This is a genomic window from Microcoleus sp. PH2017_34_RAT_O_A, from assembly GCF_020737885.1.
Taxonomy (GTDB): domain Bacteria; phylum Cyanobacteriota; class Cyanobacteriia; order Cyanobacteriales; family Microcoleaceae; genus Microcoleus.
Genome location: NZ_JAEQDD010000064.1, coordinates 1 through 21,198 on the forward strand (window position 1 = coordinate 1; position 21,198 = coordinate 21,198).

Genomic DNA, 21,198 nt, shown 5'->3' on the forward strand with positions numbered 1-21,198 from the left:
TCGGGTAGATTAAGCAGTCTGTCAAGATGAAGATCCATACGGTAGAAATCAATTAGTAGTATCTCATTATACACTTTTCACCAAAAAGCCAGAAGAGCCATTTCTACGAGAAACCGAGTGATTTCTGTAAGTCATATAACAATTACCATCATAACCACCGATAAATTAAAAAATTCATGACAAGTTCTAACTATCTGTGGCAAGCAAATCAAGACTTAAGCGAAGCTTGTCTGCAACATCCCTTTCTCAGAGGCATTGCTGACGGCAGCCTCCCCCAAAATAGTTTTGCATATTATGTTGCACAAGACGCATTTTTTCTGGGAGCATTTGCTCGCGCTTACAGTATCGCTGCGGCAAAAGCACCCGACTGGGAGGGATTTGAAATCCTCCACAATCTCGGGAGTGGCGTTTTAGAAGAACTTCGCTTGCATCAAGGATATGCAGCGAAATGGGGTGTAAACTTGCAAGAGGCTAAACCGGGAATTGCTACCCGCCGCTACACGGATTTTTTATTAGCAACTGCCTGGGGAAGCGGTGTCGGTTTGACAGTAGCGGCGATGACTCCTTGCTTGCGGTTGTATGCTTTTTTGGGACAGCAGTTAGCCAAGCCTAATATACCAAAACACGCCTTGAGCGACTGGATTGTCACCTATAGCAGCCCTGAGTTTGAGATTTTAGCTTCACGGCTGGAAAGTTTGGTCGATCGCTATGCCGAATCTATACCGGAAGTAGAAGCAACCTATCGCTACGCTATGTTGTGCGAAAGAGACTTTTTTCAGGCAGCTTGGGAGGTAGATTCAACAGTTGACAGTTGACAGTTGACAGTTGACAGTTTGAGAGCGACCTCTACCCTTAAGTCCGAGGATTGGAGTAATGAATAGTCTGATTTTCATTTAGAGATGCTCGCCAACTATCGCCCCTAAGCTACCCACAGCCAACCTGCAAATCTGACGGAAACGTACAGCAGAAATATACCAAACAATCCCATCAACCCGTAACCCCAACGAGGCTTAGCTGCTAGCAACAAGCCGAGAGCTATTGAAAGCGGCAGCATACCGTAAGCGTAGCGGTTTACCGATCGCAAAGCTCCGGAATTAAGCAGCAGTGCTAAAGAGCAAAAACCGTAAGTCAAAACAATAGTGGTAAGCCTTTTGTGCAAAAACCATAATAAATAGCCGCTGCCAAAAATCATCACAATTCTACTGATAGCAGATACCTTCAATTTGAGAGCTTGAATCAATACCTCGAACCAACTCGGCTGAACCCATCCCTTTTGAACATGAACAAATGCTAAAGCATCTCCAAATCTAATAGCACAATATATACTAAATGAAAATATCCCAAGAGCGCTAGCCAAACCTGCAAAATAAGCAAGTGGAGGTCTTTTTTCCCTCCAAGCTGTCAGCAAAAAAGCAGGTATCAGTGCTACTCCCGGCCCCCTAGTAGCAGTTGTCAAAGCTCCCCAAACAGCAGCCCAAATATACTCGCCCCTCTCAAAAGATCGCAAAGCAGATGCTGTCAGAAACAGAAACAATCCTTCTGTATACATGACAGTGCAAAATAGCGAGAACGGACACCAAGCTAGCATAGCGGTTGTCCATTTGGCAACACCAGTATCGTATCGCTGTTCTACCCAAAAATAAATCAGCACTAATGCGCCCAAAAATGCAAAAGAGTTGATTAATACCCCTGCTGCGTCCGATCGCATTCCGAGGGTCATCAGCCCCCGAATTAGCAAGGGAAACAGCGGATAGAAGGCAACAGAATGTTGCTCTCCGTCATCGGCGTAGGAGTAGCCTAGGGTAGCGATTTTGGTGTACCATTCGCCGTCCCAATGGGAGAACAACTCCCAGCCACTTTTGGGAATAAAGCCCGCCACAAAAGGCGTTGAGTCCTGAGACTGGTAGAGCAGCGAGTGATGGTACAGGAAGGGGGCAATTAGCTGCATCCCGATCGCAATTACCGATCGGCTCAGCAACCACATAGTAATTACAAAAATTAACCCATCTCTGCTTTTAGTGCCTGCTTGACGCGGACTTACTTCTAGCCCTAAATCAGTATTTGTCATCGCTAAAACAGCGCCAGACTGTTGATTTTAAATACAGTATAGTCGGCTGCCTATCGATCGCCAAATATATACGTAAGTACAGCGGTACTGCTAATTTTAGCGTCCCAGTTTATTGGGAATACCTTCGCAGCCGCCGGGAATAGTCTCTCGCGACTTCGAGCCGCACCAAGCGCAGCAGTAATAGCGCTGCTCGTCCGACAGCCGCTTGACAGCAGTGAAATCAGCACGTTCAACCACAGCGCCGGTATATTCACCCGTTTGATAGTTGGCAAATTCCGTGCGGCTGCGGGGAGATGCCATTTCTGCCGAGCCGTAGAATAATTTGGTGGCTCTCATGTCGGCGCGAACGAGATTGGCGTCGTACAGAATAGCGCGCGAGAGGTTTGCTTTCACTAAATCGCACTTGCTGAGATTGGCTCGGACAAGGTTGGCTTCGCTCAACTCAGTCCACCGTAAATCCGTGCCAGCGAGGTCAGCACCAGCTAACATGACGTTTAAATCGATGACGCGGAGGCCGTGATCTCTGTCTTCAGCGTAGCCACCATCGCCGTCAAGGATGGGGCGGCCTAAAAGCCGATCGCGCTTCAGAGGAGTAATCAGTCTCGACTGCGACAAAAACCGCAGAATTTTCGCTTTACCTTCAGCATCCACACTGCTCATAATTGCAGCGGTGCGGCCTTCGGCGATCGCCCTTTCCTGCGGCCAATCTTCCAAAAACCCTTGCTCGTCAAGGGCTAAGTCGGAAACCCCTTGAAAATAAGCATCGATCGTTTGCTGCTGGGTAATGCGATTTTGCTGAATCGTCAAATCCTTCGAGATCACGTACTGGCGCCAAGCCACGTAAACGCCCAAAATTGCGATCAAAATTTGACCCAAAGCACCAATTAACTCGCCGAGAGCTCCGATAGCATCCCAGTTGATTTGGATGTTGCGGCTTCCCGGTTCAGTATTAGTACCGCTGAGCATCAGCAAGCCCACAATCCCAGCTAACAGCCCGAAGCAAGAGATGATCAGCGTGCGCCAAGTCGGCGGAATTACCTGCACCCAGATTTTGCCCCAACTCGGCCACATCATCCTCAGCGATATGCCGATCGCACCGATAGCCCCAAATAAGCCGATCCAAATGCTATCGTTAGCCAGCCCGACAATCATCGAGGCGATCGCCGCCAGTGTCAGCACCGAACCCGTCACCTCAGCAGTCGTTTGTGCAGGCTGCTGCGGCAATAAAACCTTGCGAGTTGGAGGCGGCGGTGGCAGCGGTTTTGCCGGTTCAGCAGTAGCAACGATTGTCGTGGCTTCTGGCGGCACAGTAGGGAGCGCACCGTTAGGGCTTTCTACAGTCACGTTCGACTTAGGAGGATTGGGTTGAGGAGAGTTGGGTTCTGGTGTCATGCGTTGAGGCAAATTCTAATTTAGGGCGATCGCTAAAACAATTTTAACCAACGAAGCACGATTCTACATAGCATTACAATAGAAATATCCAGTAATTACACTCAAAGAGGTAACATAATATGACCCTGGTACTCCCCAATCTTCAAGGCAAACAAATGGGTCAAGTAATCACTACAATCACCGTCACGAATTTCATCGATCTAGTTATGGCCGAGCGGGGATTCATTTCTACCGAGGAAGTTCGTTCTGCGCTGCTAGACAAAGTTCTTGTCGATACCGGAGCAACTCTGCTTTCCTTACCAGCTCCCATTATTAGCCAACTAGGTTTAAGACAAGTAGGAGAAAGAGATGTAGAAACATCGGCTGGCATCAAAAAAGGTCGAATTTTTGCAGGCGCTCAAATTATTGTAGAAGGGAGAGAAGGTAGATTTGATTGTTTAGAATTGCCCGAAGGCGTTGCTGCTGTTTTGCTGGGCGTGATTCCCATGGAAGAACTAGGGTTAGAACCAGATTTGAAAAATAGACGGTTGCGAGTATTGCCGATGAACAACCAGCAAACATATCTGATGGCTTAGTTGAAAGGTTTGTAGTGAGGACTTTAGTCCTTTCTTTGATGCGGACTAAAGTCCTCACTACAAACCTTTTTATATTTTTTTGCTTGCATCTAGCGCGCAAAATAAGCCCTCACAAAATACACGCCAACCGTCGCACATATCAAAAAAGTCATCCCGAAAACCAACTCTATACTAAACCTTTGAGCATTCCCCAAAGCCACAAGAATTTGCTGGCGCACTATAAAAGCAAACAGCCAACAAACTTCAGCTTTCAGCCAAACCAAAAGGCCTCGCCCCAAGAGATATTGTCGGCGCGCATTTTCCTGAGTAATCCGTACCGGATAGTTAAAAGTATGCGGATAGCGCGATACCGCAGTTAAAACCACAAAAATAATAGCAGCCACTGCTGGCAGCATCCAAATCATCACCTTGTCGCCCAAAGCATCAGGCTGCCCCCCCAAGCCGAAGTGAATTGGAATACGATCGGGCAAAACGGCCCAAAACTGTACGATCGGCAAAATCGACACTAAAATCGCGATCGCCCCCGCAAGCTCTACCGCCAATAAAACAGGCGAAAGCCCCAGAGAAATCACCGGCCGTTGGTTTGGTGCATTTCCAGTCATAGCTACTTAAAATTAGATTAATATTGAAAATAATAGTATTGGTTCCCATGTAATCCCCCAACCGCTTTCGTTGGGGGTTTCCAAACATCTCGCGAGGTTTTATGACGGTTCAGGTTTTGGTTGAAAAGAAAAAGTTAGAAAAACCGCCCCTAACAATACACACTTTAGGCGATCGCGTCCTGCGGCAGCCAGCAAAGCGCGTCAGCAGCATCGATGCAGAAATTCGGCAGCTAGTCCGAGAAATGCTGCAAACCATGTACAGTGCCGACGGCATCGGTTTGGCAGCCCCCCAAGTCGGAGTTAACAAACAAGTAATCGTACTCGACTGCGAACCCGACAATCGGGCCACACCCCCATTGGTTTTGATCAACCCCACCATCAAAAGTAGCAGCGGCGATATCTGCATCTTGCAAGAAGGCTGTTTAAGCATTCCGGGAGTTTATTTAGAAGTCAAACGCCCAGAAGTCATTGAAGTGTCATATCGCGACGAATTTGGCCGCCCGCAAACCCTGAAAGCGACAGATTTATTGTCGAGGGCAATTCAGCACGAAATGGATCACCTCAACGGAGTGCTGTTTGTAGATAGAGTAGAAAACAAGCTCGCACTCAATGAAGAATTAGTCAAGAACAAATTTTCGCCAAAGGCAGTAAAATCAGTATGATGGCAGGAACTCCAAAAAGTGGTTTATTGTTAGCTCTTTCGTGCATCACTGCGATCGCCGCAGTCGGCTCAATCTTTGAGCTGTCTTCGGGAGAAGCTCAACTCGGCAACGTAGTTACCGGCATCATCCTCGCCCTCAGCATACCGCTCACAGGCATATTTTTCTATGCAGCCGTTCAGGATGCCAGAGCAAATTTATGATTAGTCATTAGTCAGCAGTCATTAGTCAGTAGTCAGTTGTTATTTGTTATTTGTTATTGGTGAGTTGTCCTATATTACTTGTTATTGATTCCTAGTTGTTAGGTGTTAGTGGTGAGTTATTGATTGTTACTAATAACTAATAACTGCTCCCCAACCATCAATCACAAATAACTAATAACAAATAACTAATAACTAATAACTGCCAACTGCCAACTGCCAACTGCCAACTGCCAACTGCCAACTGACTGATGACTAATGAAATCGGATTTCTGCGACAAGTGCCCGCCAAAGGCGCTGCGTCCGGGCTAGCGTCCAAGTACCAACTTTCTGAATATGGAGAAGTGGCGATCGGGCGCGATCGCAATTGTCAAATAGCTTTAGAGTCGATCGCCCACGGCATGGTTTCCCGCCGCCATGCCGCAGTCCGTCCCTTAACTCATGGTAATTGGACGAGATGGCAAATTTGCGACCTCAACAGCGCTAACGGAACTTATATCAACGGCCAAAAGCTCGAAGGCTGCCAAACTTTAGAAACAGGCGATCGCATCAGTCTCGGTATTGACGGCCCTGAATTCATATTTGAATCTCCCGCAACCCCAAACCAAACTAAACCCGCATACCCAGCCACAAAAACGGGCAATTTTCCAGTCAGTGAAAAAGACGCTCTCACTTTAACTCAATTATTCCCGATCGCCTCCACGGGCAAACAATTAAGTCAAAAAGCCTATTTATATCCAGGTATTGCCACAGTTATCTTTGTCGTGTCGATGTTTGTCGCCGTCGGAAATTCCGTAGCATTCAACTTTCTGCTGTCAGCCTACCTCGCCGGTGCGGCTTACTACTTTATCTATCAACTGTGCGGCAAACACAAGCCGTGGTGGGTATTGCTTGGTACCGCTTTAGCTACAGTTCTGATATTGCTCAGCCCCTTACTGATTGGATTTATATTAGTATTTAGAGAAATTTTGCCCGGTCGCTTGCCCGCAGAAGGCGAAGAAATCAGTTTTTTGCCTTTTTTAATCAGAATGTTCTTCGGGGCGGGTCTGATGGAAGAATTGCTGAAAGCCTTGCCCGTTTTGGGAGCTTTGATCCTGGGCAATTTGCTAAAAAATCCGTGGCGCGATCGCATCGGCGTTTGGGAACCTTTAGACGGAATTTTATTAGGAAGTGCCTCAGCAGTCAGCTTTACACTACTAGAAACCCTGGGACAGTACGTCCCCCATATCATCCAAAATGTCACCCTGCAAGCAGGGCCCGAAGCCGGACAATTAGTAGGATTGCAATTGCTCATTCCCCGAATTTTGGGTTCCGCCGCCGGACACATGGCTTACAGCGACTATTTGGGATATTTTATCGGTTTGAGCGCCCTCAAACCCACGAAGCGCTGGCAAATTTTAGGCGTAGGTTATTTCAGCGCTTCCGCACTTCACGCCTTGTGGAATGCGTCAGGTGCAGTCAGCGTACTTTTGCTAGCATTAGTCGGAGTTTTGTCCTATGCGTTTTTAGTAGCCGCAATTTTGAAAGCCCGGGCTTTGTCTCCCAATCGATCGCAAAATTTTGCAACTCGAATATTTTCCGAAAAATGATTGCTGAGAGCTTAATTGTTAACAGTCGCGCGCGTCAAGCTGCCATTTTTTTCTTGTGTTTCAACCAGCTTAAACCTGCCAGTGCTAAACCTGTCCCTGCAAATGTTATCGGTTCGGGAACTGGTTCGGCTGCGGTATCCACTAGGGAGTAAGAAACCCGCGCACTGCTGATAATTGTACGACCTCTGCCCAAATAACCCTGCCTGTTGCTAACTATTGTCTCACCATACCCCCAGAAATAAGATGCCCACGTACTGATCGCCTCCTCGGTACCCATATACCAGGTTGCCCTGCTCTCAAACTTGATGTAATCAGTCCCTCCTCGTGCCTCTTCTCTCGTCGCATACTCCACACCCGATGCTTGCAGTCCGCGAAAATTCCCTTGATTAAATAAAGCTATAGCCCCTGCTAAATCATAGTCATTTTTATAGACCCTGATAGGGGTGTTAAATCTTCCCTCACCCACTGCAATTTTTTCAGATCCTATTCCTGTCAGTGAGGAATCACTAAACTTAAAAAAACCACTACCTCCACCCTTTTCCACTTGAAAATTGTAGGTGAGTACGGCGGCTTGTGCTTTCTCAACTGCTGCCACTGACACCGCTGCAAAACCTAGAATTGTGCTAGCGATCGCACTTCCGAATCTCTGCCGTTGTTTCCGATTCATAATTTGCCTCTTCGCTACATTAAATTGGCGTGATTTTCTGTGATTGTTGGTCTGATTTTTCTTCTTAAAACCGCCCTTCACTGTTTGTTGTTAAGAGCGATCGCACCCATCATACCGCCCTTTTTTTCTGGGATTTAAACCAACTCAAACCAGCCAGTGCTAAAGCTGTACCCGCAAATGTTAAGGGTTCGGGAACCGGTTCGGCTGCCGTATCCACTAGGGTGTAAGACATAGGCACGTAGTTAAGCTGTTGACCCGCACCTCGGTCTATTATTTGTCTTAATTGACCGCCACTTAAGTATGTAATTAGGATACTACTGTATCCCCAAAACAAAGGTTTCCCATTGCCCATAGCAGGATACATACGCCAAACTGCCGAGCCCTCATATCTAGTATAAACAGGCCCTCCTTCTGCATCCGGAATGTTAGTTTCTGAAATCGAGTAGTCGCCACCGCTTGCTATCAGTCCCTGAAATTCCCCACCCTTGAACTCAGCTTTTGCCCCTGCTAAATTGTGGTATTTTTGAGGTGGCTTTTCTTCATATAGGCCCCTGCCAGAGGGAGCTGTAAAACCATTAAATTGTCCCTCAGAAACTGCTATTTGTTCAGTTTCTCCGCCTGTAAGCGAGGAGTTACTCAATTTAAAAAAACCGCTCGATCCGGCCACTTGAAAATTGTAGGTGAGGACGGCTGCTTGTGCTTTGTCAACTCCTACCAATGAGACGGCTGCCAAACTTAAAATTGTGCTGGCGATCGCACTTCCTAATCTCTGCCTTTGTTTTTGATTCATAGTCGGCCTCATCAGATTTTACTTAAGTTTAGTTTGTTGCAGACAGCGATCGCCCGTAAGTATGCGCTTTCTTAACATAAATTCTTTGGAATTCAAAGATTGCCCAATCTCACTATCGAATTACTACGGATGCGATTTCTCCCAAATTTGTATTATTTGTTACTTGTTAACTGGGAATTTTTTGCCCAAACAACAGAAATGTTCGATCGTCCTGGAAAAATATGCCGATCAGTTTGTATTGTGGCGATGTGTCGGGCGATTCACGATCGGGATAACTAGGCTTCACAGATTCAATTTCATATTTTAGCGATTTTGTCAATACCCAATTCCCTGAAAAGGGATCGGGTTCCTACTGCCTTTGGCCGTCTGCCTTCTGGCTTCTGTCGCCTGCCTTCTTCCCTGTTTCTTCTTCACCTGTCTTAGAAATTCTTCACCGAAAAACCGGCGGGAAGCCCCTGGCTACCGACTTGGAGAGGAACGCTGCTGCGCCGACCGCCGCCTTGAGCTATCTTTAGTCATATGTGATATAATTAGCGGTATGGAACAAGTTTTGACAGTAGCTTGCAAGATTGAAGTCTCTCCCGAAGTTGCCCCTAAGTTGGAGGCAACGCTTCAGGCGTTTTCTGATGCTTGCACCTACATCAATCAAACTGTTGACCCTAAGCTGACAAATAAACCCCGCATTCAAGGCTTGGTTTATGAGCAGGTGAGGGAGCAATTTGGGCTGTCTGCCAACTTAGCGATTCGGGCAATCGCCCGTGTCTCTAGCAACCGTAAAACCGCCAAACAAAAAGGCAATCCCGTCCGAGCATTTAAGCCAACTAGCGTTGACTATGACGCTCGAATCTTTGCTTTTAGAGAGAAGGATTGGACGGTTAGCCTGACGTTGGTGGGCGGTCGGGAACGCTTCAAACTTGCCATTGGTAATTACCAGGTTGGACTGCTTAAGGGAGCGAATCCTAGCAGTGCGACCTTGTGCAAGCGTCAGGATGGAAGCTACTACGTCAACATCCAGATTAAGTCTGAGGCGACCGATCCCATCCCATCCAAACGAGTGATTGGCGTAGATCTCGGTCGCAGAGATATTGCAGTTACCAGCCTTGGCGATCAGTGGGATGGAAAGCAGATAACGGACGTTAGAGACAAATTTGCCAGAGTCAGAGCATCGCTCCAACAAAAAGCCTCGAAAGGCACAAGATCTACTCGCCGCAGGGCAAGACAGATTTTGCAACGGCTGTCGGGACGTGAACGTCGCTATCAAACTTGGCTAAACCATAACATCAGCAAATTGATTGTGCTGTCTGCACTTCAACACAATGCCATCATTGCGATTGAAGATCTGACAGGAATTAGAGAACGCACCAATCAGCAACCTCGAAGCAAGACGGAACGTAGACGCTCTAACATTTGGGCATTCTTTCAACTGCGATGGTTTCTGAGCTACAAAGCCGTGAAATACGGGGTGGAAGTGGTGGCTGTCAATCCTGCCTACACCAGTCAAACTTGCCACAAGTGCTTGCACATTCATCCGATAAAAGGCAAGTCTTATCGAAGTGGCAAAGTGTTTAAGTGTGGACACTGTGGCAATCATTGTGATGCTGATGAGAATGGTTCAAAGGTGATTTCAATCGTTGGAGCATCCGTAAACATGCTCGGAGGTTCGGTGTTGTCTTGCAACCTTGCAGACTGCATCAGGGCTACAGAAAGCCCCCGGCTTAAGGTCGTGGGGTAGTTTACAAATAGTTTGACTGTGGTACTATCTGGATGGCTGTGAGTCGATCGGGAAGCCAACGGGCTTGATTCCTGTGGTGGAGGAGAATCCAGGAGTGCTAGATAGGATGTCATTGGGATACGGAAATGTTTTCGGTCAGCGAAGTCAACTCGAACCCCTCCGCATTGGGGTTATTGGAGTTGGCAATATGGGTCAGCACCACACGCGAGTTCTGAGCTTGCTCAAAGATATCGAACTCGTAGGTGTTGCAGATATAAATGTAGAGCGGGGAATTGATGTAGCAAGCAAATACCGGGTTCGCTTCTTTGAAGACTACCGGGATTTGCTTGCCCACGTAGACGCAGTTTGCGTCGCCGTTCCAACTCGCCTGCACCACCCTGTGGGGATGTCTTGTCTCCAAGCAGGGGTTCACGTTTTAATTGAAAAGCCGATCGCGGCTAGCATTGCTGAAGCCGAATCTTTGGTCAATGCGGCTGCTGAAGCCCACCGGATTTTACAAGTGGGTCACATCGAGCGCTTCAATCCAGCTTTTCAGGAATTAGGCAAAGTGCTGAAAACTGAAGAGCTACTGGCATTAGAAGCTCACCGGATGAGTCCCTATTCCGATCGAGCCAACGACGTATCGGTAGTTTTGGATTTAATGATCCACGACATCGACTTGCTCTTGGAATTGGCAGATTCCTCAGTGGTGAAGCTGACGGCCAGCGGCAGCAGGGCCTCAGATTCAGGTTATTTAGACTACGTGACAGCGACGCTGAACTTTGCTAACGGCATTGTCGCCACTCTGACAGCCAGCAAGGTGACGCATCGCAAACTCCGTTCAATCGCGGCTCACTGCAAAAATTCTTTGACAGAGGCAGATTTTCTTAACAACGAAATCTTGATTCACCGACAAACAACCGCCAATTACGTGACGGATTACGGTCAGGTGCTTTACCGTCAAGATGGGTTGATCGAGAAAGTTTACACCAGCAATATTGAACCGCTCCACGCAGAATTGGAGCATTTTATTAATTGCGTGCGGGGTGGAAATCAGCCTTCTGTGGGAGGAGAACAAGCTCTCAAAGCTCTTCGGCTTGCAAGTTCGATCGAGCAAATGGCTCTCGATGGTCAAGCTTGGTATCCCAAAGAGCTAGAGTCTACTTTGCAAGTTAGCTAAATCGAGAAAAATTGTGTCGTTTACGGGTGCTTCTACAGTTTGGGTTGGTTGTTCGTTGAAGAGGGTAACCGTTCGGGCGCAACCGGATTCGATGTGAGATTTTCAATTTGAGATTGACTTGCAGCATTGAATCTGAGGGCTTGAACTAAGATTGAATTTTTTGGCTCTCTACAACCTAAGTCGGGACAAGTATCTCTATCTCTTTTTGACTCAAGTCACGATTTAGGCGAACAAAAAGCGACTATTTGACGGCTGATGGTTTTGCTAACTAGCTGATTTCCAGGAGGACTGAGGTGAATGCTGTCTCTATACAAAGTTGAAATTTGAGCCGCACAATTGAAAATGGGAAGAAAATCTATGTAAGTAATTTTCTCACGTTCGACGAGTTCGGCGAGACGCTCTCTAGCCTTGATTTCCCAGTCGCGAGAGCCAGAGTCGCCGAATTCGCCCCGCTTGGGCGTCACGGCTAGCAAAAACTTGACGTTGGCTGATACTGCTATTTTCTGGATTTGGCGAATAGCTTCTAAGTTGCAGCCGACTACATCGCTTTCCGCTGCTGGTGTTGCTAATGGGCGAGGCGGCACTTTTGGTAGCAGGTAGCGGCTCAATAATTCTAGTGTCGCCGATCGAGGTTGGCGATCGGGATAAGATCGATCGCGCCCCACAACTTCAGCAGAGGGAGCTGATGCAAATAAATCGTCCGTATTCAGCAACAACACTACAGTCTTTGCCCCAAAAATACCAAACCGTTTGGCATAAGCAAGCTGATTCCTCGGCCCCCAAGAATTGGCTGAAGCGTTGAGAACTTCAACATCCGAATAGTTGACTTTTGCACCTGATTGTGCATCGCTCGCCAGATGCTGTACTTGCAGCCTCAACTGCCGAACCATAATTTCCGAGATGGTATCTGTCTGATGCGTCCACCAACCGCCGTTGGCGACAGAATCTCCCAGCAGCAAGACGCGCAGAGTTTCGGGTTTGGGACGAAGGGCGATCGCTCCTGTACGCATCGAATACTCGTTAATCTCGATCCGGTTCCCCAAGCGGCGCACCCTCTGGTTGGGCGCCAACAAATAGCCACACTCATCATCGGCAATGTAAATCAAGGGATTGCCAAAACCCAGCAGCACGCGCAGCAGCACTTCGATTGCGACCCACAATCCGGAGGTGAGGGCCAAAACGATCAGAACAACTTTCAAGAATTAACCTCGATCGAAAACGGATACTTGCTTGGACACAGGAGTCGGGGAGATGCCAAAATTTTAGACCAAAGTTCAAGCCCTCAGATTCATGTGTGGGGTAAATCGACAGACTCCAATGCTGCAAGTAAATCTCAAATCTAAAATATAAAATTTAAAATCTCAAATCGACTAACTGCTGCTAAATTCGCGCTTTTACCGACAGTCCCTGCACAATTGAGTCATCCGAATCGCCCCCGTGGATATAGAATTCTAGAATATACCGTCAAAATCCGCCGTCAGCCGTCAGTGAACTTGGTGGTTTCAGGAAAACCCGTGGACTTAAAACAAATATTCAAAACGCCGAATCCCATAATCGGTGTCGTACATTTACAGCCTTTGCCAACTTCTCCCCGCTGGGGCGGGAACCTCAAAGCTATTATCTCAAGAGCCGAGCAAGAGGCTACTGCGCTGGCTTCTGGCGGCGCAAACGGTATCATAGTCGAGAACTTTTTCGACGCTCCTTTTGCCAAAGACAGCGTAGATCCGGCTGTGGTAAGTGCCATGACTCTGGTAGTCGAGAGGCTAACCAATCTGGTGACGCTGCCGATCGGCATTAACGTGCTGCGAAACGACGCCCACAGCGCGATCGCCATCGCCTCCTGCACGGGAGCCCAATTCATCCGCGTCAACGTCCTCAACGGCATCATGGCTACAGATCAAGGCTTAATTGAAGGCCAAGCTCACCAGCTACTGCGCTACCGCCGGGAATTGGGCAGCGATGTCAAAATATTCGCAGACGTGCTAGTCAAGCACGGGCGTCCCCTAGGCAGCCCCAACTTAACCACAGCCGTCCAAGAGACGATCGGGCGCGCCTTAGCCGATGCCGTAATCCTTTCTGGCTGGACAACCGGCAGCCCTCCCAATCTCGAAGACTTAGAACTCGCGAGTGCAGCAGCGGGGGAAATTCCAGTTTTCATCGGTAGCGGCGCCTCGTGGGAAAACGTTTCCACGCTCATGCAAGCCGCCGATGGTGTAATTGTATCGAGTTCCCTGAAGCGAAACGGCCGCATCGAGCAGCCGATCGATCCGATCCGCGTCAGTCAGTTTGTCGAAGCCGCCCGCCGCAGCTTTTCCCAGAAAGAGCTCGAACAACAAAACATTGAGACAAATGGTTCAAGAGGGTCAACACCGGAACCGGGCAAAGTCAGTCAATTTTAGATTTTAGATTTTAGATTTTAGATTTGAGTCCACAGATTCATCTGGGAACTCGAACAAAAGTCTAAAATTTTAGTATCGACTCTGACCCTCGTGTCGGAAACCAAATACCCGTTTTGGGGTGGGTCGGAAGTAAAATGTAAAATAGGAATGGGCCAAAGAGGGAATCGGCCAAAGAGGGCATCGGGAATCGGCCAAAGAGGGAATCGGCCAAAGAGGGCATCGGCCAAAGAGGGCATTAGTTAGTTGTTGGTGCTTCTATAGCGGTTTTCAGAAAGATGAGGTATGACTGACAGCTTATATAAGCACTAAACTGGGCACAAGCCCAACTACGTCCGCGAACCTTTTTGAGAAGTGCTATATGTTATTTATCGTATGTATGTTTGTTGTTAGTTGTTGGTTCTAATGCCCAATGCCCTGTTTGCCCAATTCTCAATTCTCAATTCTCAATTCTCAATTTTCAATTCCCCATTCCCCATTCCCCATTCCCCATTCCCCATTCCCCATTCCCCATTCCCCATTAGCAATTACCAAATCAAAAAAATGATTCGCCGACGTTCAACCCCTTGGATTCATCGCTGGTCTAGGACTGCGATCGCAGCGATCGCAGCCATCGGCGTCGTAGAAACGGCCTATCTGACGATCGCTAAATTCACGACAGGCTCAGTCATTTGTCCCACCAGCGGCTGCGACAAAGTTCTCAACAGTCCCTACGCTACAGTTTTTGGCACAGTGCCTTTAAGTTTATTAGGTTGTCTGGCTTACCTGAGCATCGCAATTTTGGCATTATCTCCCAAATCCGTCAATCCAGACACCAATAAAGGTCTGCACTCTAAATTAGAAAATCAAACTTGGCAAGCGCTATTTATCATCACCGCTGCGATGGTAATTTTCAGCAGCTATTTGATGTATTTGATGGCTTTTGAAATTAAGGAACTGTGCATTTACTGCATCAGTTCCGCCGTATTTGCGCTGTCGCTGTTTGTGCTGGTGCTAGTCGGTCGCGAGTGGGAAGATATCGGACAGTTGGTGTTTACAGGTATTTTGGTAATGATGGTAAGTTCGATCGGCGCCTTGGGACTGTATAACAGCGTCAGCTCACCTGCTCCTTTTGTTTCTTCTACCCCCGGAATTCTACCCCCAGCGGTGACTACAACCTCCGGCCCGGCACAAATTGCTTTAGCCCGCCACCTCCGACAAATTGGGGCCAAAGAATACGGTGCTTACTGGTGTCCCCACTGCCACGACCAAAAAATGCTGTTCGGCAAAGAAGCAGCCAAAATAATTGATTATTTTGAATGCGATCCCAAAGGGCAAAATTCCCGCGCTGAAATTTGCCAAGCTGCTGCTACGAATATTAAAGGTTTCCCGACTTGGGAGATTCAAGGTCAGTTTTATTCAGGGACGCAAACTTTGGATAAACTCGCTGAGTTATCCGGTTACACGGGCCCGCGCAATTTTCAAAACTGACAGAATAGTTGGAAATTTTAGATGACAGATTTTAGATGGTGAAGCAGTAAATATCGGTGGGCAAGTTATTTGCTCGTTTCCTAGTGCTGCGAAATTAATCTCAAATCTGCCATCTAGGATTAATAATTATAAATTAGTAAACATTAGTCAGGTCGAAATTTGCCAAAAAGTGGTGACTATCTACTAGGCTGTCTGCGAATAAATACTATAAATTTTACACAAAAACTCCAGAAACCGGGTTTCTGCTGCCAGAATCATTACACTCAAATGGCACTCATTCGATCGCTCTTTTGAAAATTATCTGCGTTGATATGGCAGTTCGATCGAAAGATTAGCGGACGCTTTGTTCAGTTGACAGTTGACAGTTGACCGCACGGGTAGCACTTGACAAAAGAAGTAAGAGGATTGGAGTAATGAATAGTCGGATTTTAATTTATCCCGAAAAAGGTTCCGGCTTTAAACCAATTTTTTATGGTAATCGGTAAGTGGTTCAACAGTTGACAGTTGACAGTTGACAGTTGACAGTTTGAGAGGATCTCTACCTAGAAGGAAGAGGATTGGAGTAATGAATAGTCTGATTTTCATTTCTCCCTCAAAGGTTCCGGCTTTAAACCAATTCTTTCTGGTAAAAGGTAATCGGTAATCGGTAGAAAGGGTCTCTTGGGTTTATGGTGGATATGGTATCAAACACAACTCTTCGCAATTCTGTGATGCCCTCATAGTAAGGATGTCCGGTTTACCGACCGCCACAAACTTATAAAAAATATCAGAAAAAAGGTGGCGTTTTAAAAGCTTAGAATCCAATTACCAATTACCATCACCAATTACCAATTACCAACCAGCATAGCGCACCGAAAAACTAAACAATTCGACAATCAAAAATCAACAATCCACGCATCTGCCACACCGCACAACCGAAAAATTGCGATCGTCTAAAATCAAAAATATAAAATCGACTGAGCAGAACCCCGCGAAGACTTCAACAGTTGACAGTTGACAGTTGACAGTTGACAGTTTAAGAGCGACCTCTACCTAGCGCTCTTCTATCACTCACTTGAAAGGAAAAATATGACCATTTGATAATGCTTAGGGGCTTGCAGCTTAATACTATACCAATCATTTGGCTACTCCTTCGACAATACAATTGCATGGCTGGGATTTTATTTCTACGCAAGTCCCTTATCTAGTATGGCCTTAAGAATCGATTTTCTAACACCTTCCTTTGTTGGGAGCATTTGGGAAGAGATCCTTTGCTGTCCTGTCTTCGAGAATTTACTATCATGAAAGTGACGAAAGAGCGCTAGAAGTCCGAGGATTAGAGTAATGAATAGTCTAATTTTAATTTCTCCCTCACTCGTGTTCCGGCTTTCAACCAATTCTTTCTGGTAAAAACGATCGATATGTAGTAATACCTTATAGCCTTTCTCAAAAAGGTGAGGTATGACTGACAGGTTATATAACCACTGAAACCAAGAGGGCTCTCTTCCCAACAACGTCCGCGAATCTTTGTGAGAACCGCTATATATGCTCTTCAGGCGAGGCGAACATCCCCAGAATATGCTAAAAACTATCAAAAAATGGCTCGATCGAGAACGCCGAGTATTGATTACTGCGAGTGCCGTTGGCGGTACGGTGATTCTACTGCGCTGGTTCGGATTTTTGCAGGCGTTGGAATGGGCTGCTTGCGATCGCTTTGTACGCTGGCGGCCCGCCGAACCAGTGGACTCGCGCATCGTCATTATCGAAATTAACGAAGCTGACTTGCAAAAATACGGCTACCCCATTTCCGATGCTGTATTGGCCCAATTGCTGCAAAAATTGCACGCTGGCAAGCCGCGGGCGATTGGCCTCGACGTTTACCGAGATTTGCCGACTCAACCGGGTAATGCCGAATTGGTCAAAACTTTTAAAACTATTCCCAATTTAATTGGGATTGAGTTAATGCCAGACGAAACCAGATTTGGAGTGCGCCCGCCTCCGGTACTGGAAAAGCTCGATCGCATCGGTTTCAACAACGTTGTCCTCGACGCTGACTCAAAAGTGCGCCGAACTTTGCTCTACGCTTGGCCTGGAAACGGCAAAACCCATCAAAGTTTAGCGCTGAGACTGGCTTTGCTTTACCTCGAAACCGAAGGGATTTCCCCTGAACCTGCAACAGTCAATCCTAAATACTTGCAGTTAGGCAAGGGGGTGTTTCAGCGTTTTAAACCGAATGATGGTGCTTACGTGCGATCGGACAGTCGCGGCTATCAAATTCTCACCAACCTGCGCCACCCACGAGGCAGTTTTCGCACGGTATCGATGAGCGACGTGCTTTCTGGCAAAGTACCGGTTGATTTTGTGCGATCGCGCGCTGTCTTGATCGGCTCAACTGCCCCCAGCCTCAAAGACTTTCACCAAAACGCTTACAGTTCTGGTTTGTTTGCTCCTCCCCAGCCAATACCCGGAGTTGAGCTTCAGGCTAATTTCTTGAGCCAAATTTTGAGTGCGGCCCTCGACGGGCGCGAGGGTATTAAAGTTTGGCCAGAGGCGGCGGAGTGGCTGTGGATTTTACTGTGGTCGTGGGCGGGAGCTAGTGTGAGCTGGAAGTTGCGATCGCTCGGGCGATCGGCTTGGTCTTTATCAAGTATCTGTGTAGGATTAAGTGCTAGTTTATACATAGCATGGTTGGCCGGTTGGTGGCTGCCGTTAATTCCTTCCATCCTCAGTCTGTTGGGTTCTGGCTGTGCAGTTGTAGCTTATCTGGCTCACATACAAGAAGAACTCAAACGGTCTAAAGAATTTTTACAATGGCTAATCGATACAATTCCCGACCCAATTTTTGTCAAAGATAGAAATCACCGCTGGGTTGTTTTGAATCAGTCATATTGTCGGTTTATCGGCTATCCTTTAGAAATTTTAATTTCTCGCACCGATTACGAGTTATTTCCCCAAGCCGAAGCGGATATATTTTGGCAGCAAGACGAATTAGTATTGCAAACTCAGCAGCCACTAGAAAATGAAGAATATTTTACTGATGCTCACGGAATTACCCATCTGATTTCGACTAAAAGATCCCTGCATAAAGATGCTGCGGGGAACCTATTTTTAGTTGGAGCGATCAGAGATATTACCGAACGCAAGCGCCTGGAAGATGCCCTCAAGCAAAAAAATGCTGAACTCAGCCACCAAGCCTATCACGATGCTCTCACCGGTTTGCCGAACCGCAAAATGTTTCACGAATCCTTGCATCTGTCCCTGGAAAGAGCCTCCAGCAATCAGGAATTGGTAGCTTTACTGTTTTTAGATTTAGATGGATTTAAGTCAATCAATGATACTCTCGGACATCATGCGGGTGATTTGCTCTTACAAGCAGTGGCCGGGAGGCTCAAAAAATGCTTGCGCGGTAGCGATATTATATCGAGGTTGGGTGGCGACGAATTCACTGTCATCTTGCCGGGAATTCCTGGTAGCGAAGAAGCTGCGAAAGTAGCTCAAAAAATTTGTGACACCATTATGCAGCCTTTTACTTTAGAAGAACATACAGTTTCTGTAACTACAAGTATTGGCATTAGTTTGTATCCAATTGACGGTCAAGAGTCAGATATTTTAGTTAACAATGCTGATGCTGCGATGTATCGTGCTAAGGAAGGCGGGAAAAATCAATATCAATTTTCGTAATTAATCTCAGTTCAAAAACACAATCCAACTGTAAGTCAGTGGTGCCAACTTTTATGCTTAAGTTATTTTCAATTCTTCGACTTACAATCTTATTATAAAACATTGTATAAGATGTCATCTATCATTAGATAGATTTATAAAAATATGCAGCTTAAGACAGCAAATAGCCGTCTCATTTAAATGTTAAGAAATATAAAAAAATTGGGATTAGTTTCAAAAAAGACGGCAACGGCAAGCCCGCGCTCCAAACGGTTATGGAGTAAGTCATTCCCATAATAAATCGCAAATTGTAGCAGACTGGAGACCCAATTCAAATCGCCAAACAGCATTGATTAAAAAGAATTTAAGTAAACTTACAAAAATTAATTAAAGGAAATGTAAAGACATAAGTGGAACTACGTAAATTCATAGATATAATAGGTTGTAGGGACGTGCATCTATTTGAGTGATTTGGATAAGACTATGAACACTATGCGTACTTTGATTGGGATCACCACAACGATAACTCTGGCTGTCGGCCTGCAAGTCAGTACGATCGGCATTGCAAATGCCGCCTTACTTGCTGGCAACTCAACCAGCTACTCAGCAAAAGACCCATCGACCTCCACAGTCTTGACAGAGGCGCGCACATCTGAGGCGCCCAATAACCCCAAAAAATACGAACCAGATCCCAATGGAAGTCCTAAAAGTGACGGTACAGGGACGCGCTGAACCGCTCCGAAAAACCTATACAGAGCTAGCCAAAGCTAGTCAAAGCTGTACAAAGTCGGAGCGTGCAGTCTAAGTCTTCACTGACTACGTTCGATTGGTCATAACACCTGCGAGTGAACGCCAGCTTGTAGCACTGTTGAGAGTGATTAAGTAATTAGCAAATAGGTTTATAGCTATAGTGTCACTTTCCTAACAAGCCATTTGAACTTTGACGAGGCAAACATTACTTAGAAATAAGGCTGACAGAATATGTCAAATTACATCTTTCTGATAGACAAAAACAAAACACCGCTTAATCCAATCCATCCAGCACAAGCACGGAAACTACTAGATTCCAGAAAAGCCGCCGTGTTTCGCCGCTACCCGTTCACTTTGATTTTAAAGCGAGTCGTTGAAAATCCAAATCTGTATCCGCTGGAACTCAAAATCGACCCGGGTTCCAAGTTTACAGGGATTGCTTTAGTTACAGATCGAGGCAATGTTATCTGGGCGATGGAATTGCAGCATCGCGGACAACAAATAAAAGATGCTTTGGAACATCGTAGAGCAGTTAGGAGAGGACGAAGAAATCGTAATACTCGTTACCGTATAGCTCGATTCCTCAATCGCAAACGCCCTAATGGTTGGCTTGCACCGTCTTTGAAGCATCGTATTTTGACGACGGAAACTTGGGTGAAACGTCTGTCATCGTTCGCACCAATTGATTGTATTGTTCAGGAACTGGTAAAGTTTGATACTCAAGCGATTCAAAATCCTGAAATTTCTGGAACCCAATACCAGCAAGGAACCTTGAAAGGTTACGAGTGCCGTGAATACTTGTTGGAAAAATGGAATCGCCAATGTGCTTACTGCGGTGTCAAAGACGTTCCACTCGAAATTGAGCATATCCAACCAAAGTCATGCATGAGGCTCAGACCGTATCTCTAATCTTTGTCTGGCTTGCCACAAGTGCAACCAACGCAAAGGAAATCGAGATATTAAAGACTTCCTCAAAGGCAAACCAGATGTGTTAAATTGCGTTCTGAAACAAGCTGCATCACCGTTAAAAGACGCAGCATCTGTCAATAGTACAAGGTGGTCACTGTTCAACACCCTTAAGCTAACTGGATTGCCTGTAAGAACGGGAACTGGCGGACAAACTAAGTTTAACCGAATTCGTTTTGAACTGCCTAAAGCTCATTGGATTGATGCTGCTTGTGTCGGCAAGGTTGAAGGTATCAAACTTGTTACTACAAAGATTTTGAAAGTTAAAACAACAGGTTTCGGTGGCAGGCAGCGATGTCAAACAGACAAATTTGGTTATCCACAAAAACATCGTCCCTTGCGTCCTATCTTGGGATTTTGTACAGGTGATATTGTTCGTGCAGATGTTCCCAAAGGTAAATACGCGGGGACTTTTACAGCACGAGTTTGTCCTATGTCGCATGGTTGCGGTGAGTTTGTTATCGACAAAAAAAGGAGGTCTATCAAGTTGGACTATTTAACGCCAGTCCACAGAAAGGATGGTTACGACTATGCTTAGACCTAT

At 46.5% G+C, this 21,198-nt stretch carries 18 protein-coding genes and 1 pseudogene; 12 read left to right on the top strand and 7 right to left on the bottom strand.

Features of this window, described 5'->3' with window-relative positions; translation table 11 throughout:
• The first annotated feature begins 176 nt into the window (after window positions 1-176).
• Window positions 177-815, top strand: coding sequence for a TenA family protein (locus JGK11_RS20905; RefSeq protein WP_293203422.1), 639 nt, complete (start codon window positions 177-179; stop codon window positions 813-815).
• A gap of 104 nt (window positions 816-919) precedes the next feature.
• Here the strand turns inward: JGK11_RS20905 and JGK11_RS20910 are convergent, their stop codons facing one another.
• Both JGK11_RS20910 and JGK11_RS20915 read right to left on the bottom strand, forming a co-directional pair.
• The gene (locus tag JGK11_RS20910; protein ID WP_293192663.1) at window positions 920-2,068 is read right to left on the bottom strand and encodes a mannosyltransferase family protein; all 1,149 of its coding nucleotides are present in this window, start codon (window positions 2,066-2,068) and stop codon (window positions 920-922) included.
• Window positions 2,069-2,164: 96 nt separating this feature from the next.
• Window positions 2,165-3,460: a pentapeptide repeat-containing protein gene (locus tag JGK11_RS20915; protein ID WP_293212706.1), complete on the bottom strand. Its 1,296-nt coding sequence runs from the start codon at window positions 3,458-3,460 to the stop codon at window positions 2,165-2,167.
• Between the two features lie 119 nt (window positions 3,461-3,579).
• On the opposite strand from JGK11_RS20915, the gene JGK11_RS20920 reads away from it, so the two are divergent.
• Window positions 3,580-4,035: an aspartyl protease gene (locus JGK11_RS20920; protein ID WP_293212708.1), complete on the top strand. Its 456-nt coding sequence runs from the start codon at window positions 3,580-3,582 to the stop codon at window positions 4,033-4,035.
• Between the two features lie 89 nt (window positions 4,036-4,124).
• Here JGK11_RS20920 and JGK11_RS20925 read toward each other — a convergent pair whose 3' ends face one another.
• Entirely contained in the window at window positions 4,125-4,637 is a 513-nt protein-coding gene (locus tag JGK11_RS20925; protein ID WP_293212710.1) for a DUF1648 domain-containing protein, read from the bottom strand.
• Between the two features lie 101 nt (window positions 4,638-4,738).
• On the opposite strand from JGK11_RS20925, the gene def reads away from it, so the two are divergent.
• The 3 genes from def to JGK11_RS20940 all read left to right on the top strand — a co-directional run bounded on the left by def (window position 4,739) and on the right by JGK11_RS20940 (window position 7,085).
• Window positions 4,739-5,299, top strand: coding sequence for a peptide deformylase (def, locus tag JGK11_RS20930; RefSeq protein WP_293212712.1), 561 nt, complete (start codon window positions 4,739-4,741; stop codon window positions 5,297-5,299).
• Complete coding sequence (locus JGK11_RS20935; RefSeq protein ID WP_293187114.1) at window positions 5,299-5,499, top strand: hypothetical protein; 201 nt, start codon at window positions 5,299-5,301, stop codon at window positions 5,497-5,499. The genes def and JGK11_RS20935 overlap by 1 nt, the downstream gene beginning before the upstream one ends.
• A gap of 248 nt (window positions 5,500-5,747) precedes the next feature.
• Window positions 5,748-7,085: a PrsW family glutamic-type intramembrane protease gene (locus tag JGK11_RS20940; RefSeq protein ID WP_293212714.1), complete on the top strand. Its 1,338-nt coding sequence runs from the start codon at window positions 5,748-5,750 to the stop codon at window positions 7,083-7,085.
• Window positions 7,086-7,119: 34 nt separating this feature from the next.
• On the opposite strand, the gene JGK11_RS20945 is transcribed toward JGK11_RS20940, so the two are convergent.
• The 3 genes from JGK11_RS20945 to JGK11_RS20955 form a co-directional block, all read right to left on the bottom strand.
• Window positions 7,120-7,752, bottom strand: a complete 633-nt coding sequence (locus JGK11_RS20945; RefSeq protein WP_293192659.1) for a PEP-CTERM sorting domain-containing protein — start codon at window positions 7,750-7,752, stop codon at window positions 7,120-7,122.
• 109 nt (window positions 7,753-7,861) lie between these two features.
• Window positions 7,862-8,542, bottom strand: coding sequence for a PEP-CTERM sorting domain-containing protein (locus tag JGK11_RS20950; RefSeq protein ID WP_293185299.1), 681 nt, complete (start codon window positions 8,540-8,542; stop codon window positions 7,862-7,864).
• Between the two features lie 166 nt (window positions 8,543-8,708).
• On the bottom strand, window positions 8,709-8,861 hold the full coding sequence (locus JGK11_RS20955; protein ID WP_293185300.1) for a hypothetical protein: 153 nt from the start codon (window positions 8,859-8,861) through the stop codon (window positions 8,709-8,711).
• Window positions 8,862-9,080: 219 nt separating this feature from the next.
• On the opposite strand from JGK11_RS20955, the gene JGK11_RS20960 reads away from it, so the two are divergent.
• Window positions 9,081-10,274 (top strand): transposase, encoded by a 1,194-nt coding sequence (locus JGK11_RS20960; RefSeq protein ID WP_293185302.1) that lies wholly within the window; start codon window positions 9,081-9,083, stop codon window positions 10,272-10,274.
• Window positions 10,275-10,380: 106 nt separating this feature from the next.
• Complete coding sequence (locus JGK11_RS20965) at window positions 10,381-11,433, top strand: Gfo/Idh/MocA family oxidoreductase (protein WP_293185321.1); 1,053 nt, start codon at window positions 10,381-10,383, stop codon at window positions 11,431-11,433.
• Between the two features lie 215 nt (window positions 11,434-11,648).
• Here the strand turns inward: JGK11_RS20965 and JGK11_RS20970 are convergent, their stop codons facing one another.
• Window positions 11,649-12,632: an SGNH/GDSL hydrolase family protein gene (locus JGK11_RS20970; RefSeq protein ID WP_293212716.1), complete on the bottom strand. Its 984-nt coding sequence runs from the start codon at window positions 12,630-12,632 to the stop codon at window positions 11,649-11,651.
• Window positions 12,633-12,947: 315 nt separating this feature from the next.
• Between JGK11_RS20970 and btpA the strand changes: the two genes are divergently transcribed.
• The 5 genes and pseudogenes from btpA (at window position 12,948) to iscB (ending at window position 21,192) form a co-directional block, all read left to right on the top strand.
• A complete protein-coding gene (btpA, locus tag JGK11_RS20975; RefSeq protein WP_293199131.1) occupies window positions 12,948-13,832 on the top strand; it encodes a photosystem I biogenesis protein BtpA in 885 nt (294 codons plus the stop codon).
• 540 nt (window positions 13,833-14,372) lie between these two features.
• Window positions 14,373-15,299: a vitamin K epoxide reductase family protein gene (locus tag JGK11_RS20980; protein ID WP_293212718.1), complete on the top strand. Its 927-nt coding sequence runs from the start codon at window positions 14,373-14,375 to the stop codon at window positions 15,297-15,299.
• A 1,524-nt stretch (window positions 15,300-16,823) separates the two neighbouring features.
• The gene (locus JGK11_RS20985) at window positions 16,824-18,959 is read left to right on the top strand and encodes a CHASE2 domain-containing protein (protein WP_293212720.1); all 2,136 of its coding nucleotides are present in this window, start codon (window positions 16,824-16,826) and stop codon (window positions 18,957-18,959) included.
• 462 nt (window positions 18,960-19,421) lie between these two features.
• Window positions 19,422-19,670 (top strand): hypothetical protein, encoded by a 249-nt coding sequence (locus tag JGK11_RS20990; protein WP_293185313.1) that lies wholly within the window; start codon window positions 19,422-19,424, stop codon window positions 19,668-19,670.
• A gap of 249 nt (window positions 19,671-19,919) precedes the next feature.
• Window positions 19,920-21,192: pseudogene (iscB, locus tag JGK11_RS20995) on the top strand (RNA-guided endonuclease IscB).
• Window positions 21,193-21,198 lie beyond the last annotated feature (6 nt).

Excerpts from the sequence above, each read along its gene's own strand:
- JGK11_RS20905 (WP_293203422.1), top strand. The coding sequence starts at position 177 with ATGACAAGTTCTAACTATCTGTGGCAAGCAAATCAAGACTTAAGCGAA.
- JGK11_RS20910 (WP_293192663.1), bottom strand. The coding sequence starts at position 2,068 with ATGACAAATACTGATTTAGGGCTAGAAGTAAGTCCGCGTCAAGCAGGC.
- JGK11_RS20915 (WP_293212706.1), bottom strand. The coding sequence starts at position 3,460 with ATGACACCAGAACCCAACTCTCCTCAACCCAATCCTCCTAAGTCGAAC.
- JGK11_RS20920 (WP_293212708.1), top strand. The coding sequence starts at position 3,580 with ATGACCCTGGTACTCCCCAATCTTCAAGGCAAACAAATGGGTCAAGTA.
- JGK11_RS20925 (WP_293212710.1), bottom strand. The coding sequence starts at position 4,637 with ATGACTGGAAATGCACCAAACCAACGGCCGGTGATTTCTCTGGGGCTT.
- def (WP_293212712.1), top strand. The coding sequence starts at position 4,739 with ATGACGGTTCAGGTTTTGGTTGAAAAGAAAAAGTTAGAAAAACCGCCC.
- JGK11_RS20935 (WP_293187114.1), top strand. The coding sequence starts at position 5,299 with ATGGCAGGAACTCCAAAAAGTGGTTTATTGTTAGCTCTTTCGTGCATC.
- JGK11_RS20940 (WP_293212714.1), top strand. The coding sequence starts at position 5,748 with ATGACTAATGAAATCGGATTTCTGCGACAAGTGCCCGCCAAAGGCGCT.
- JGK11_RS20945 (WP_293192659.1), bottom strand. The coding sequence starts at position 7,752 with ATGAATCGGAAACAACGGCAGAGATTCGGAAGTGCGATCGCTAGCACA.
- JGK11_RS20950 (WP_293185299.1), bottom strand. The coding sequence starts at position 8,542 with ATGAATCAAAAACAAAGGCAGAGATTAGGAAGTGCGATCGCCAGCACA.
- JGK11_RS20960 (WP_293185302.1), top strand. The coding sequence starts at position 9,081 with ATGGAACAAGTTTTGACAGTAGCTTGCAAGATTGAAGTCTCTCCCGAA.
- JGK11_RS20965 (WP_293185321.1), top strand. The coding sequence starts at position 10,381 with ATGTCATTGGGATACGGAAATGTTTTCGGTCAGCGAAGTCAACTCGAA.
- JGK11_RS20980 (WP_293212718.1), top strand. The coding sequence starts at position 14,373 with ATGATTCGCCGACGTTCAACCCCTTGGATTCATCGCTGGTCTAGGACT.
- JGK11_RS20985 (WP_293212720.1), top strand. The coding sequence starts at position 16,824 with ATGCTCTTCAGGCGAGGCGAACATCCCCAGAATATGCTAAAAACTATC.
- JGK11_RS20990 (WP_293185313.1), top strand. The coding sequence starts at position 19,422 with ATGAACACTATGCGTACTTTGATTGGGATCACCACAACGATAACTCTG.